Origin of the sequence: Novosphingobium lindaniclasticum LE124 (assembly GCF_000445125.1) — a bacterium.
In the GTDB taxonomy this organism is placed as follows: domain Bacteria; phylum Pseudomonadota; class Alphaproteobacteria; order Sphingomonadales; family Sphingomonadaceae; genus Novosphingobium; species Novosphingobium lindaniclasticum.
This window is the reverse complement of sequence record NZ_ATHL01000046.1, coordinates 72,346-85,545: the sequence shown is the minus strand read 5'-3', so window position 1 is coordinate 85,545 and position 13,200 is coordinate 72,346. Positions and strand designations below refer to the sequence as shown.

The window sequence follows — 13,200 nt, the reverse complement described above, 5'->3', positions numbered from 1 at the left end:
CCTCAATGCGGGCGCGCCGGTGCGCTCGACCGACCTCGCCGTGCCCCGCCTCGTGCGGCGCGGCGAGGCGGTGACGATCTCGCTGGTATCGGGCGGGTTGAAGATCACTTCGGCAGGCCGCGCGCTCAGCGACGGCGCCCGCGGCGAGCATGTGCGCGTGCTCAACCTCGCCACCAACCGCACGCTCGAAGCCGTGGCCGAGAGCGCGGGCAACGTGCGCATGACCGCGCAGTAGGGAGACCGGCCGTGAAGAACCGTTTCGCACCTTTCGTGTCCGTGCTGCTTGCCGCCAGCCTGCTTTCGGGCTGCGGCGCGGTGGGGCGCCTCAAGAACGTGGGCAAGCCGCCGAAGATGTCCGCGGCGGAAGACCCGGTGGCCCCGCGCCTCGAACCGTCGCTGGGCAACCATTCGGTCGATGACCGGGCGCTGGCGGCCAATGGCCAGAGGCAGCCTGACGAGGGGCGCGGCGCGTCGCTGTTCCGCACCGGCGGCGGCGCCTTCTTCCGCGACCAGCGCGCCTCGCGCGTGGGCGACATCGTGACGATCCGCATCAACATCGCCGACAATGCACAGGTGGCCAACTCGACCACCCGCACCCGCAACGGCAGCGAGAGCGGCGGCATCGCCGCCCTGCTCGGCCTGGAAAGCCAGATCCCGAAGATCCTTCCGGGCAGCCCCGACCCGGGCAATCTGGTCAGCACGGATTCGAAGTCCAGCGCCACCGGCGTCGGCAACACGACCCGCAGCGAGCAGATCAACATGACGGTCGCGGCCACCGTGATCGGCGTGCTGCCCAACGGCAACCTCCAGATCCGCGGCAAGCAGGAAGTGCGCGTCAACTACGAGCTGCGCGAACTCGTCGTCACCGGCGTGATCCGGCCCGAGGACATCGCCCGCGACAACTCGATCAAGCACTCCCAGATCGCCGAGGCCCGGATCAGCTACGGCGGACGCGGCCAGCTGACCGACGCCCAGCAGGCACGTTGGGGACAACAGATCTACGACGCCCTGTTCCCGTTCTGACGGGGCGTATCGTTGCAAAGTGAATTGCGCCTCTCCGGCAGTAGTCGGAGAGGGCTTTCGCGTATCTGCAAAATTCATCATTCTGGCATGCCGCCACCATCACCCTCGATTTCATCATACCGAACGTAGCGAAGCAATCCAGCGCGGCCTGGCGTAGACTCTGGATTGCTTCGCTACGCTCGCAATGACGGGGAATAGTTTCTCCCAAACTCAGAGAGACAAATTTTTTCTTGCGGAAATTCCGGAGCGTTCTTCCATCTTCCTAGAATGAACATGCAGCCGGAAGAACCAGCTGCGTGCATGGCGGCACTCCCGCCATCTGGCCGCAGAATCGGCCTGCTTTTCTAGAAGGAAGACAAAATGGCGTTTTCGGTTAACACCAATGCTGGCGCGATGGCCGCTCTCCAGAGCCTCAACGCGACCAACAAGTCCATGAGCACTGTCCAGAGCCGCATCAACACCGGCCTGAACGTTGCCTCGACCAAGGACGATTCGGCAAAGTACACGGTTGCTCAGACGCTTCGCGGCGACCTTGGCAAGCTGAGCGCGGTTACCTCCTCGCTCAACAACGCCAAGAGCGTCACCGACACCGCAGTTGCCGGTGCGGAGCAGATCTCCGATCTCGTCAACCAGATGAAGTCGAAGACTCTGGAAACCTCGGACGCGGGTCTGGATGCCGAAAGCCGCAAGGCTATCGCCAAGGACCTCAGCGCTCTGAAGAAGCAGATCAACACGATCATCGACGGTTCGGACTTCAACGGTACGAACCTGCTGAAGGGCGATGGCCTTGCCGCCACCCTTACGAACGGTAAGGTCAGCGCGCTTCAGTCGATCTCGGGCACTGAGACGCTGAAAGTTGACAACCAGGGCTTCACCGCCAAGGCTGACACCGCTCTCGGCGTAGCAGGCACAGACACCGACATCGATGCCATCGCCGCTGCAGCTGATGGTACCGCGGCCAAGACGGCGGCTGACGCCTTCACCGGGAAGCTCAACACCTTCTTCGGTGAGATCAAGACCAGCCTCAGCGCGCTGGGCTCGGCTTCGCGTCAGATCGAAGGCCAGCTGTCGTTCAACAGCAAGCTGACCGACGTGGTGACCAGCGGTATCGGTAACCTCGTCGATGCCGACCTCGCCAAGGAATCGGCGAAGCTTCAGGCCCTTCAGGTCCAGACGCAGCTGGGCACGCAGGCCCTGTCGATCGCCAACCAGGCGCCGCAGACGATCCTGTCGCTCTTCCGTTAATTGGAAGGTCGATGGTCTCCCGGTTCGCCGGGAGACAGGTCGTCTGGAAGGCCGGGATGGTTCGCCATCCCGGCCTTCTGTCGTTTTCCGGGGCAGTCCCGACCGGCCTTGCACCACGAATTTCCGGGTGCCGCGCGCCCTCGATTCACCCGCCGGGCTATAATGAAGAAGACGCTCCCATGGCGGGGCCGACCCCCCAAGCAGGAACTGGAATACTGATGCTTGATTTTTTTAACAATTGGCGATTGCCCAAAAAGCTATGGGCGGCCTTTTCGATCATCAACGTGATGATCGCCGTGGTGGGCCTGAACGGTTTCCTTTCGACGCGCGAACTCAATGCCGTCGCTGAATCGCACGTCTCGCGCGGCATGGCAGGCATGTCCGCGCTCACCGACGTGATCAGCAACGTCAAGGAACTGCGGATCATCGTCTACAGCTACTACAACGCCGCCAGCGCCAGCGACGCCCAGAACCTGCGCGATCGCCTGAAGGCAGGCGACGAGGAACTGCTGAAGTCGGTGGATGCCTACAAGCTGATTGGCGAAGAGGCGTTCGGTCCCGAAGTGGCCGAACTGCGCACCCGCGCGGTCGCGCTGACCGAAGTGAACGACCGGATCTTCGCCCTGCGCACCGCCGGCGATGTCGATGCCGCCATGGCCATGATCAAGACCGAGGGCAAGAAGGCCTCGCACGACATGATCGAGCAGACTGAGAAGCTGATCGAACTGACTCGCAAGCGCGTGGCCGGCAAGGCCGAAGATGGTGCCGCGACCGCCCAAACCGCCACGATCCTCTGCGTGACGCTGGCACTGGCCGCCATGGCGCTGATCGTGTTCATCTGGCTGCTCATCAATCGCTCGGTCGCCGCACCGATGAGCCGTATCGCCCAGGTCACCACCACTCTGGCCGAAGGCGGCAAGACCGACGTGCCCTTCCGCGAGCGCGGCGATGAGATCGGCGAGATCGCTCAGGCCGTCGAACAGTTCCGCGCCGCCGCCGTCGCCCGCGCCGAGATCGACGCCGCCCACGCCAAGGAACAGGAAGTCGTCACCACGACCCTGCGCACCAGCCTCCAGGCGATCAGCGAGGGCGACCTCACGCAGAACATCACCGCCGAGTTCCCGCCGGCTTACGGCGAACTCAAGAACAACTTCAACATGGCCGTCAGCGCCTTGCGCGAACTGATCGGCGCGGTAGCCGAAAGCGCCGTCGCCATCCGCACCGGCTCCAGCGAAATCGCCCAGGCCTCGGAAGACCTCGCGCGTCGCACCGAGAGCAACGCCGCCAGCCTCGAGGAAACCTCGGCCGCCATCACCCAGATGGACGAGCGCCTGCGCGCCACCGCCGCCGCTGCCGGTCGCACTGTGCAGCGCGCCGATGGCGCCATGACGGTGGTCGGTTCCGGCCGCGAGATCGCCGACGAGGCGGTGCAGGCCATGGGCCGCGTCTCCGAAAGCGCCAAGGGCATCGACTCGGTGATCGAAGGCCTCGACAAGATCGCCTTCCAGACCCGCGTTCTCGCCATGAACGCCGCTGTCGAGGCCGGCCGCGCAGGGGATGCCGGCCGCGGTTTCGCCGTCGTGGCGGACCTCGTCTCGGCGCTTGCCATGCGCTCGGAAGAGGAAGCCAAGCGCGCCCGCGAGCAGCTGACCGCCACGCAGACCGACATCGGCACCGCCGTGGAAGCCGTGCAGCGCGTCGATGGCGCCTTGCAGAACATCTCGGGCGACGTCACCGAAGTGCACTCGCTGCTGAGCAACATCGCCAGCGACAACCAGGCGCAGTCCTCGACGATCACCGAGATCAGCGCGACGATCGGCACCATGGACCAGGCGACGCAGCAGAACGCCGCGATGGTCGAGGAAACCTCGGCCGCCGCGCGCAACCTGAACAGCGAAGTGACCTCGCTTTCGGACCGCGCCGCGATGTTCCGCACCGGCAACGAGGGCCTGCGCGCCGCGCCGCGTCCGGTCGCCACTGCAAAGGTCGCTGCCGTCCAGCCTGCCGCGATCCGCAAGCCGATGAAGGCGCTCGCCACCGCCGACGACTGGATGGATTTCTAAGCGCATACCGCCGTCCCGGACCTGATCCGGGACCGCTGGCCATGTCGCGCCTCGCGCGGGATGGCGCCTCAATACCGACAGCGATCCCGGATCAGGTCCGGGATGACGAACAAGAAAAAGCCGTCCTGTCCCGGGCGGCTTTTTCTTTTTGCCGGCTACTTCAGCGTCAGCGGCAATCCCGCCGCCACGAACACGGCGCGCTCGACCGTCGCCGCCACTTGCTGGTTGAGCCGCCCCGCTTCATCGCGAAACCGCCGTCCCAGGGGCGTATCCGGCACGATCCCCAGCCCCACTTCGTTCGCCACCAGGACCAGCGGCTTCGGACAGGCGGCGATCGCCCGGCAGAGCCCGTCGAAGTGGATTTGCAAGGCCGCGTCCGCCAGCATCAGGTTCGACAGCCACAAGGTCAGGCAATCGACGAGCACGGCATCCGCCTCCCTTGCCGCTTTTCCGATCCCTTCGACAAGCTGCACCGGCGCCTCCAGCGTCATCCAGCGCGGGCTGCGATCCTCGCGGTGACGGGCGATCCGCGCCTCCATCTCGTCATCGAGCGCCTGCGCCGTCGCGATATAGGCCAACCGCCCCGGAACCGCCTCCGCAAGCGCCTGCGCATGGCGGCTCTTGCCTGAGCGGGCTCCGCCCAGGACGAGTGTGCTTGTCATCCGCGGTACTCCGTGAGGGCCAGCAGGCCGTCGATATCGAGATGTCGCTCCATGTCGGCGGCAAGCTCGTCGAGCGCGGCGTCGACACCGGCATGATGGTCGAGCCCATCGCTGTTCCCGCCCAGGCGCGCGAGGAGTTCGGCGCGCAGGCCGGTGGATGCCAGCAGCCCGTGGCAATAGGTGCCCATGACCTTGCCCGAAGCGTCCACCGCTCCATCGGGCCGGTCACCGCCGAGCATGGCGAACGGCGCCGCATCGCCGCGCCGGGTGACGCCCATGTGCATCTCGTAGCCGGCCAGTTCCGCTCCCAGCGCCGTGCCGGCGACCTCGCGCAGCGCCTTGCGTGTCCCCAGCACCGTCGTCACGTCGAGCAATCCCAGTCCGGCGATCTCGCCCGGGGCGCCCTCGATGCCGAGTGGATCGGCGATCGAGCGGCCCAGCATCTGGTATCCCCCGCAGATGCCCAGGATCAGGCCGCCGCGCCGACGATGGGCCAGCACGTCGATGTCCCAGCCCTCGGCGCGGAGAAAGGCCATGTCCGCCCTGGTCGCCTTGGAACCGGGCAGCACGATCAGCGCCGCCTCGCTTGGGATCGGCGTCCCCGGCGGGATCATCGCCACCTCGACGCCGGATTCCTGCCGCAGCGGGTCGAGATCGTCGAAATTGGCGATGCGCGGCAGGATCGGGCACGCCACCAGCAGCTTGCCGCTTCCACCTCCCAGTCCGCGCTCCAGCACGACCGCATCCTCGCTCGGCAGCCGTCCGACCGCGCTCGCCCAGGGCATGACCCCGTAGCCGCGCCAACCCGAAAGGCGCGCGATGGCCGCATAGCCATCGGCGAAGAGAGCCGGATCGCCGCGAAACTTGTTGATGAGAAAGCCCCGGATCATCGCCGCATCCTCGGGATCGATCACTGCGCGCGTCCCCGCTACGGCAGCGATGACGCCGCCCCGGTCGATGTCGCCCACGAGCACGACCGGCACCCCGGCCTCACGCGCGAAGCCCATGTTGGCGATGTCCCCGGCGCGCAAGTTGATCTCGGCGGGAGAGCCCGCCCCTTCGACCACCACGAGATCGCAGCGATCTTCCAACCGCCGATAGCTGGCCATCACTTCCGGCAGCAGAGTGCGGCGCGCCTCACGGAAATTTGCGCTGCCGAGCGTGCCCCGCACCTGACCATGCACCACCAGCTGCGAGGTGCGGTCGGCCTGGGGCTTCAGCAGCACGGGGTTCATGTCGACATGAAGCGGGGCTCGCGCTGCCAGTGCCTGCAGCGCCTGAGCCCGGCCGATCTCGCCGCCTTCCGGCGTCACCGCTGCATTGTTCGACATGTTCTGGGGCTTGAAGGGGAGCACCTTCAACCCGCGATGGCTCAGGGCTCGGCAAAGCCCCGCCACCAGCACCGACTTGCCGACGTCCGAGCCGGTTCCCTGCAACATCAAGCCAGCCATGCTACCCCCGCTTCCAGGCCAAGTGCAACGAGCGCGAGGAGAACGCAGGCCCGGCGGTAGATCGCCAGAGCCCTCCGCAAGTCCGCCACCCCCGCCACGCGGCCCTCCTCTCCGATCCACGGCTTGGCGGCAAGGGCTCCGTCGTAGACGATGGGCCCGGCGAGGCGCACGCCGAGCACGCCCGCCATCGCCGCCTCGGGCCATCCCGCATTGGGCGAGGCGTGGCGGGCATGATCGCGCAGCATCACGGCCACGCCCCTGGTGCAGCCGCTTCCTCCGGCCAGGCAAAGCAGCGCGCCCGCCAATCGCGCGGGGACCAGATTCGCCAGATCGTCGATCCGCGCCGCCGCCCAGCCATAAGCCCGCAGCGGCTCCTCGGGATGGCCGACCAGGCTGTCCGCCGTGTTGATCGCCTTGTAGGCCCAGGCTCCCGGCAACCCGCCAAGCAGGAGCCAGAACAGGGGGGCGACGACGCCGTCGCAAAAGCTCTCGGCCAGGCTCTCGATCGCGGCGCGGACCACGCCCGCCTCGTCGAGCCTTGCCGTGTCGCGACCGACGATCATGCCGACCGCCTCGCGCGCCTGGCCCAGATCGGCCCGCTCCAGCGCAGCGAGGACCGGGCGAACGTGATCGTCCAGACTGCGCGCCGCCAGCGCCGGCCATGCCAGCACGGCCAGGATGAGCCAGGCCCATGGCCCCGCCATGCCCCGCACCAGCCAAACCGCCACGGCGATGCTGGCCGATACGGCCGCGATGAGCGCAAGCATCGCCAGGAGACCGGCGACCCGCCTCGCCATATCCGACCATTCGGCGCGATTGAGCTTGCGCTCGCTGCCGGAGATCACCCTGGCGAACAGACCCACCGGGTGGCCGACCAGACCGTGGAGCCTGGCCGGCCAGCCGAGGGCGCCTTCCAGCGCCATGGCGGCGAACGCCACGGGCGCGATCATGTCGGCGCCTCGATCATGCCAGCGCCTCGTCCAGACGGCGCAGGGCGGCAGGGTCGGCGGGGACGCCGAAGCGCAGCCAGTCGGCACGCTCGGCAAAGGGTCTCACCAGGATTCGCGCGCGCGCCAGTTGCTCGAACAGCGCCTGCCCTTCGCAGCCGGTGACGAGCCGGAACAAGGGGCATTCCCCCTCGGGCGACAGACCATGGCGGCGCAGGACCTTGTCGAGTTTCGCGGCGCGGACGGGCAGGTCTTCGCGCGTGCGGACGATCCAGTCCTCGTCGGCATAGGCCGTCGTGCCCAGCGAGAGTGCCGCCGCGTGGACCGGCCAGCTTCCCAGCATCTGCCGCAGCAGCAGCATGAGCGCCGGCGGCCCCAGCACGAAGCCGAGCCGCAGCCCCGCCAGCCCGAAGAACTTGCCGAAAGAGCGCAGCACGATCAGCCGAACCCCCGAGGCGACGGCATGGGCCACGCTCGCTTCGGGATGGCAATCCGAAAACGCCTCGTCGACGATCAGGAAGCCGCCGTCGGCATCGATCCGCTTTGCCCATTCGATCACGGCATCGGGATCGCGCAGGACGCCGTCGGGGTTGTTCGGATTGGCGATAATGAAGACTTCTTTCGCCTTGGGCTGCTCGCCGAACAGGGCCGGCCGGGAGGGAAAGAACGCCTCACGGTGCGTGCGGTAGGCGGGAACCAGCGAGCGTCCCGGCAGGTCGAGCGCCCTGGCCAGCAGGCGCAGCGCCGTTTCGGTCCCGGGTACGGCGCAGCACATTGCGGGCGCAACCCCGAAGTGACGGGCGGCGGCCGCCTCCAGCCCGGCAAGAGCGTCGGGATCGGGCAAGGCGGTCCAGTCGATCGGCTGATGCTGCGGCACGGGCCAGGGTTTGGGATTCAGGCCGGTCGAAAGATCCAGCCAGTCCTCCGGCGCGCCGCCATAGGCACGCGCAGCCTCGCCCACCCGGCCGCCATGAAAGAGGAATGCCGCGCTCATCGGCCGACCACCAGCGCCAGCAGCAGCAGCGTCTCGGTCACTTCGATACCGGCACCGTGCCCGTCGCCCGAAATGCCGCCGATCTTGCGCTTCAACCAGTAGGCCCATGCCGGAACTATCAGGAACACGGCCAGCAGCGGCGGCGCCGCGAACAGGCTGGCGGCAGCCGCGACGATGCTCCATCCGGCCGAATGCACCCAGCTTACGGTGCTGCGGAACCGGCTGGCCAATCCTTCATGAAGCGGCGGCAGGGCCAAGGTCCAGAACAGCGGCGCGATCCGGGCCAGCGGCGGGGCGAGCAGCAGTCCCCAGATTTGGCTGGGCACCAGCGCGTGGAGCAGGACCAGCTTCGCCAGGACGTGCAGCACGATCGCCACGACCGCGAAGCTCCCGACATGCGGGTCGGCCATCACCGCCGAAAGCCGCGCCCGGTCCTTGTGCGCTGCGCCTGCGCCATCGGCCACGTCACCCAGACCGTCCAGGTGCAGTCCGCCGGTGATCGCGATCCAGGCGGCAAGCGCGAACAGCGCCGCCAGCCAACGGTCACCGAGCAGGTCGCCGAGCCACCAAGCCCCCGCCACGGCGCCGCCGACAGCCACTCCAGCCGCCGGAAACCAGCGCATCGACCGTGCGAAATCCTCCGGTTCGGCGCGAACGGCCGGAAGCGGGAGGCGGGTCAGGAACTGCAATGCGAGGACCAGCCCCCTCATGTCGGCGTGCCGCTGTCGAGCCTGAGGATCTGTCCGGCAGGCACGCCGTCGCCCGGCCAGATGCGCAGGCTGACCAGTGCGCCGTAAGGCAGGTCGAAGGCCCAGACCTGCCGGTGGTCGAACCCGAACACGACCGAAAGCGCGGCGCGCATGGCTCCTCCATGCGACAGGATCAGGCTGGCCTCCCGAACCTGCGCCAATCCCTCGCCCACGCGGGCGCGGAGCTGCGACCAGCGCTCTCCGCCGGGAGGCGGACATGCATCCGGATCGTCCCAGAACCGCGACTGGTCGGCCGGATCGATTTGCCCGGGCATCAGACCGTCCCAAGCGCCGAAATCGATCTCGCGCCAGCGCAGGTCGAGGTCGTGCGGCAAACCTCGCTGCTGGGCGATCTCGGCAGCCGGTATGCTCGAACGCCGCAAGTCCGAGGAAATCACCCGGTCGAACGCCAGGTCCGAGGCACGCGCCACGCAGCCGGCCACGCCGCCCGGCGTCGGCACATCGTCGCGGTGACCCAGGAGCAGGCCCGGCTCCTCCGGCGCCCCGTGGCGCATCAGGTGGACAAGGATGCCGCTCACGCCGCGCCCGCCACGGCCGCTTCCGCGAAAGTCGCCATGCCTCCATGCGCAGCCAGGGCCGAGCGCACGATCTGTGCCGCGACCGCAGCGCCCGACCCTTCGCCCAATCGCATGCCGAGATGGAGCAGCGGATCGAGGCCGAAGCGTTCGAGCAGCCGAACATGCCCCGCTTCCGCCGAACAGTGCCCGGCAAGGCAGTGGGCGAGGAACCGGGGATTGTCGGCCAGCAGCGGCGCCATGGCCGCGCATGTGATGAACCCGTCCAGCAGGACCGGCACCCGGAGATGCCGTGCCGCCAGAGCCGCGCCCGCCATGGCCGCGATCTCGCGCCCGCCCAGGCGGCGCAAGGTCTCGAAGGCGCCATTGCAGTATGGCCCGTGCAGCGCCAGCGCCGCCGTCACGGCTTCCGCCTTGCGGGCCAGCCCGGCCTCGTCCAGTCCGGTGCCGCGCCCCACCCAGTCCTGGGCCGATCCGCCGAAGACCTGTGCCGCCAACGCGGCGGCGGGCGTGGTATTGCCGATGCCCATTTCGCCCAGAAGAGCCAGATCGCTCTCATCCGAGACAGCGGCAGCCCCGGCGTTGAGCGCGGCGAGACACTCGGCTTCGCTCATGGCAGGCCGACATGCGATGTCGCCGGTCGGACGGTCGAGGTCGAGCGCCACGATGGCAAGCTCCGCTCCGCAAGCTGCCGTCAGCGCATTGATCGCCGCCCCGCCCGCGTGGAAATTGGCGACCATCTGCGCCGTGACTTCAGGCGGGTAGGCGCTGACGCCGCGTGTCGCCACTCCGTGGTTCCCGGCGAAAATCGCGGCGCGAATGCGGTCGGCGCGGGGCCGTTCACGCCTCTGCCAGCCGGCCATGAACACCGCGATGTCCTCCAGCCGCCCGAGCGAACCTGCAGGCTTGGTCAGGTCCGCCTGACGGGCGCGTGCTGCGTCCAGAGCGGGTGCATCGGGCTCGGGAAGTTCGGCAAGCGCCTGCGCGAAAGACGCAGGGTCTTCGAAGCGGATCATGTGCCCACGAACCCTTCCGGCGGCGTTCGGGTGATGAAGTGCCCCTTCACGCCCTGCGGCCACTCGCGATAGGGCACCTGCCCCTCCTCGCTCGCGGCATGGCGCACGGCATATTCGAGGATCGCCCGCGCGGCGTCGTCATCCGGTGCGAAGTCGCCCAGCACATAGCCGAGCTTACCAGGAGCCCGGACCGCCACGGTGCAATGCCGCTGGCAGGCGAAAAGGCAGGGCATCTCCTGAACCGCCACGCCCTGAAGCTCGGGGTCGGCCGCCTGCAAGCCGCGCATGGCTTCCGCCAGGAGCGCGCCGCCGCGACGACCATCTTCGTCCTCGCGCATCTCGGCGGAGTGGCGGCAGGTGCTGCACACGACGACGGACGGGCCGGGTTCCACGGGACTCAGCATCAGAAACGGCTCCTCAGGCCAAGGTGGATCGTGCGCCCCAGGGTGCCGTAGCCGCTCACGGTCTCGTACTTCTCATTGCCCACGTTCTCGACACGTCCTTGAAGACTAAGGCTTTCCCTGATCTGCCACTGTGCGCGCAGGTCGACCAGCCAGTAATCGTCCAGCTTTTCCCGTCCCGTCGCGGCGTTGTAGCTCTCGCCCGCATAGCGCGCGGCGGCGCTGGCGCGGATGCCCTGCGGCAGGTTTACGCCCGCCTCGATATTCGCGAGATGACGCGGCACGCGCTGCAACTGGCGGCCGTAGGTCTCGCTGCCGGCCGTGCGGTCCTCTGCCTTGATCCAGCTGTAGTTGCCTTCCGCGAAGAGGATCCCCCACTTGGCGGAGCCGCCAAGCTCCAGCCCGCGCGCATGGCTGGCCTTGACGTTGGCATAGTAGCCGAAACGCGTGGTGGACGTGCCGGGAATGGTGCAAGCCTCGGGAAGAGTGCCGCCGGTCGGGCAATAGGCGAAGTCGATCAGGTCGTCGGTCTCGCGCTCGAACCAGACGGCGGTGAGGCGAAGGGCTTCCCCGAAACCCTGTTCCGCGCCGAGTTCCCATCCCCTGGCCTGCTCCGGCCGCAAGTCGTCCACGCCGTAGACACTGTAGAGCTGGTAGAGCGAGGGCGCCTTGAAGCCTTCGTCATAGCCGGCGCGCAGCACCGTGGCGCCGGCGTTGGGCGTATAGACCACGCCTGCGCTGTAAACCGTGTTGCCGCCGAAGCGCGACTGACGATCGTAACGCGCGCCGCCGTTCAGCGTCAGGCCTGTCAGCGGGGTGACGCGCAATTCGCCGTAGATACTGTCGGTCTCCGCTTTCGTCTGCGTCAGAACATAGGGCGCGGTGCTGTTGGAGGGCGAGGCGGTGGTCATTCGCTGCGCCTCGCGCTCGGCCCCGAACACCGCCTGCAGGGCATCGCTGAAAGTGTAGGTGCCCTGGTACTCGAACCGGCGCACGCGGCCATGGGCATCGAACGTGATCTGGCGAACCCGGCGCGCGGGGTCGTAGTTCTCGCGGTCCGTCTCGGTCTGGAGCACCGCGACCCGGTTCGCGAACTTTCCGTCCAGCAGCGCGAAGTTCAGCCCGGCATAGCCCGACCACTCCTCGGTCCGGCCATAAGCCAGCGAGTCGCCTGCGGTGCCGTCGAAGTCGTTCCGCGAGTCGGACCAGTAGCCGCGCAGGTCCAGCGAGAATCCCGGCGCCAGGCGGAGGGAGACGGTGCCACTGGCGGCGCTGCGGCGATATCCGTCATCCTCGGTCCCGTTCGAGCGCGCCGAAATGCCGTCCGTGGAGAACCGCGAGGCCGAGAGGCGCCAGTCGATCGCTGCCGAGCTGCCGCCAAGGCCTGCGCGGGCAGATGCCGTGTCGCGGCTTCCCGCCTCCACGGCGAAGCTCCCTTCCAGCGGCTTCGAGGGACGGCGGGTGCGGACGTTGACCACGCCGCCGATCGCGTCGCTGCCCCAAAGAATCGACTGCGGGCCGCGCAGGATCTCTATCCGCTCGGCATCGTCGATGAGGAAATTGGCGAAAGCGTAGCCGCCTGCGGTGGAGGACGCGTCCGACAGCCGCATGCCGTCTATCACCATGACCGTTTGGCCCGCATCGGCTCCGCGAATGCGCAGCGACGTCGTCGCGCCATAGCCGCCATTGCGACTCATGCTGATACCGGGCGTGCGCAGGAGAATGTCGGTGAGCGCGATCGGCTGCGCGGCAACGATCTGCGCCTCGTCCAGCACGGTCACGGTATCGGAGACGCGGTCCGCCGCAACCGGCGTGCGCAAGGCCGTGACGACGATCCGCGTATCCGAAGACGCGGCGTCCGCCTCTTCGGCCCAGGCGCCTGGAGAATGGAGCGCCAGCGCGAGAGCCAGCGTGAAAGCCGGCGTTCTGGCGGCGACAGGTATTCGGCAGTTCACGTCATGTCCTTCCAGCGAGCATCGACCCGGCCGAGCCGAGATGCGCGCGAAGGGTTGGCCGCGTGGCAGGCGACGACATCCCCCTTCGCACCGCAAGCCGGCGCGGCAGTGGCTGTCGTTGCGCGAGGGACTGCCCCGATCGCCCGGCTCACCCTGTC

The 13,200-nt window shown here is 68.0% G+C and carries 13 protein-coding genes; 4 read left to right on the top strand and 9 right to left on the bottom strand.

Annotated features, from left to right (window positions below):
- The 4 genes from flgA to L284_RS30770 form a co-directional block, all read left to right on the top strand.
- Positions 1-235, top strand: a 235-nt coding sequence (gene flgA / locus L284_RS30785; RefSeq protein ID WP_021233168.1) for a flagellar basal body P-ring formation chaperone FlgA, incomplete at its 5' end; no start/stop codon positions are given.
- Positions 236-246: 11 nt separating this feature from the next.
- The gene (gene flgH / locus L284_RS30780) at positions 247-1,023 is read left to right on the top strand and encodes a flagellar basal body L-ring protein FlgH (RefSeq protein WP_021233167.1); all 777 of its coding nucleotides are present in this window, start codon (positions 247-249) and stop codon (positions 1,021-1,023) included.
- A 360-nt stretch (positions 1,024-1,383) separates the two neighbouring features.
- Positions 1,384-2,268, top strand: coding sequence for a flagellin (locus L284_RS30775; protein WP_021233166.1), 885 nt, complete (start codon positions 1,384-1,386; stop codon positions 2,266-2,268).
- A gap of 218 nt (positions 2,269-2,486) precedes the next feature.
- Positions 2,487-4,331 carry a methyl-accepting chemotaxis protein gene (locus L284_RS30770; RefSeq protein WP_031341661.1) on the top strand — a complete coding sequence of 615 codons (1,845 nt, stop codon included), beginning with the start codon at positions 2,487-2,489 and terminating at the stop codon, positions 4,329-4,331.
- A gap of 155 nt (positions 4,332-4,486) precedes the next feature.
- Here L284_RS30770 and cobU read toward each other — a convergent pair whose 3' ends face one another.
- The 9 genes from cobU to L284_RS30725 are packed head-to-tail and all read right to left on the bottom strand — an operon-like array spanning position 4,487 to position 13,042.
- Complete coding sequence (gene cobU, locus L284_RS30765) at positions 4,487-4,993, bottom strand: bifunctional adenosylcobinamide kinase/adenosylcobinamide-phosphate guanylyltransferase (protein WP_021233164.1); 507 nt, start codon at positions 4,991-4,993, stop codon at positions 4,487-4,489.
- Positions 4,990-6,444, bottom strand: coding sequence for a cobyric acid synthase (locus tag L284_RS30760; protein ID WP_031341660.1), 1,455 nt, complete (start codon positions 6,442-6,444; stop codon positions 4,990-4,992). Before L284_RS30760 ends, cobU begins: the two co-directional genes overlap by 4 nt.
- Positions 6,432-7,394, bottom strand: a complete 963-nt coding sequence (gene cbiB / locus L284_RS30755; RefSeq protein ID WP_021233162.1) for an adenosylcobinamide-phosphate synthase CbiB — start codon at positions 7,392-7,394, stop codon at positions 6,432-6,434. Before cbiB ends, L284_RS30760 begins: the two co-directional genes overlap by 13 nt.
- A gap of 13 nt (positions 7,395-7,407) precedes the next feature.
- Entirely contained in the window at positions 7,408-8,385 is a 978-nt protein-coding gene (locus L284_RS30750; RefSeq protein WP_021233161.1) for a threonine-phosphate decarboxylase, read from the bottom strand.
- Positions 8,382-9,095, bottom strand: coding sequence for an adenosylcobinamide-GDP ribazoletransferase (cobS, locus tag L284_RS30745; protein ID WP_021233160.1), 714 nt, complete (start codon positions 9,093-9,095; stop codon positions 8,382-8,384). Before cobS ends, L284_RS30750 begins: the two co-directional genes overlap by 4 nt.
- Positions 9,092-9,673 (bottom strand): histidine phosphatase family protein, encoded by a 582-nt coding sequence (locus L284_RS30740; RefSeq protein WP_021233159.1) that lies wholly within the window; start codon positions 9,671-9,673, stop codon positions 9,092-9,094. The genes cobS and L284_RS30740 overlap by 4 nt, the downstream gene beginning before the upstream one ends.
- Positions 9,670-10,686 carry a nicotinate-nucleotide--dimethylbenzimidazole phosphoribosyltransferase gene (gene cobT / locus L284_RS30735; protein WP_021233158.1) on the bottom strand — a complete coding sequence of 339 codons (1,017 nt, stop codon included), beginning with the start codon at positions 10,684-10,686 and terminating at the stop codon, positions 9,670-9,672. Before cobT ends, L284_RS30740 begins: the two co-directional genes overlap by 4 nt.
- Positions 10,683-11,090, bottom strand: coding sequence for a DUF1636 domain-containing protein (locus tag L284_RS30730; RefSeq protein WP_021233157.1), 408 nt, complete (start codon positions 11,088-11,090; stop codon positions 10,683-10,685). Before L284_RS30730 ends, cobT begins: the two co-directional genes overlap by 4 nt.
- Entirely contained in the window at positions 11,090-13,042 is a 1,953-nt protein-coding gene (locus L284_RS30725; protein ID WP_021233156.1) for a TonB-dependent receptor plug domain-containing protein, read from the bottom strand. The genes L284_RS30730 and L284_RS30725 overlap by 1 nt, the downstream gene beginning before the upstream one ends.
- Positions 13,043-13,200 lie beyond the last annotated feature (158 nt).

Coding starts and splice junctions, on each gene's coding strand:
- L284_RS30775 (WP_021233166.1), top strand. CDS start 1,384: ATGGCGTTTTCGGTTAACACCAATGCTGGCGCGATGGCCGCTCTCCAG.
- L284_RS30750 (WP_021233161.1), bottom strand. CDS start 8,385: ATGAGCGCGGCATTCCTCTTTCATGGCGGCCGGGTGGGCGAGGCTGCG.
- cobU (WP_021233164.1), bottom strand. CDS start 4,993: ATGACAAGCACACTCGTCCTGGGCGGAGCCCGCTCAGGCAAGAGCCGC.
- L284_RS30730 (WP_021233157.1), bottom strand. CDS start 11,090: ATGCTGAGTCCCGTGGAACCCGGCCCGTCCGTCGTCGTGTGCAGCACC.
- cobT (WP_021233158.1), bottom strand. CDS start 10,686: ATGATCCGCTTCGAAGACCCTGCGTCTTTCGCGCAGGCGCTTGCCGAA.
- L284_RS30770 (WP_031341661.1), top strand. CDS start 2,487: ATGCTTGATTTTTTTAACAATTGGCGATTGCCCAAAAAGCTATGGGCG.
- L284_RS30760 (WP_031341660.1), bottom strand. CDS start 6,444: ATGGCTGGCTTGATGTTGCAGGGAACCGGCTCGGACGTCGGCAAGTCG.
- cobS (WP_021233160.1), bottom strand. CDS start 9,095: ATGAGGGGGCTGGTCCTCGCATTGCAGTTCCTGACCCGCCTCCCGCTT.
- cbiB (WP_021233162.1), bottom strand. CDS start 7,394: ATGATCGCGCCCGTGGCGTTCGCCGCCATGGCGCTGGAAGGCGCCCTC.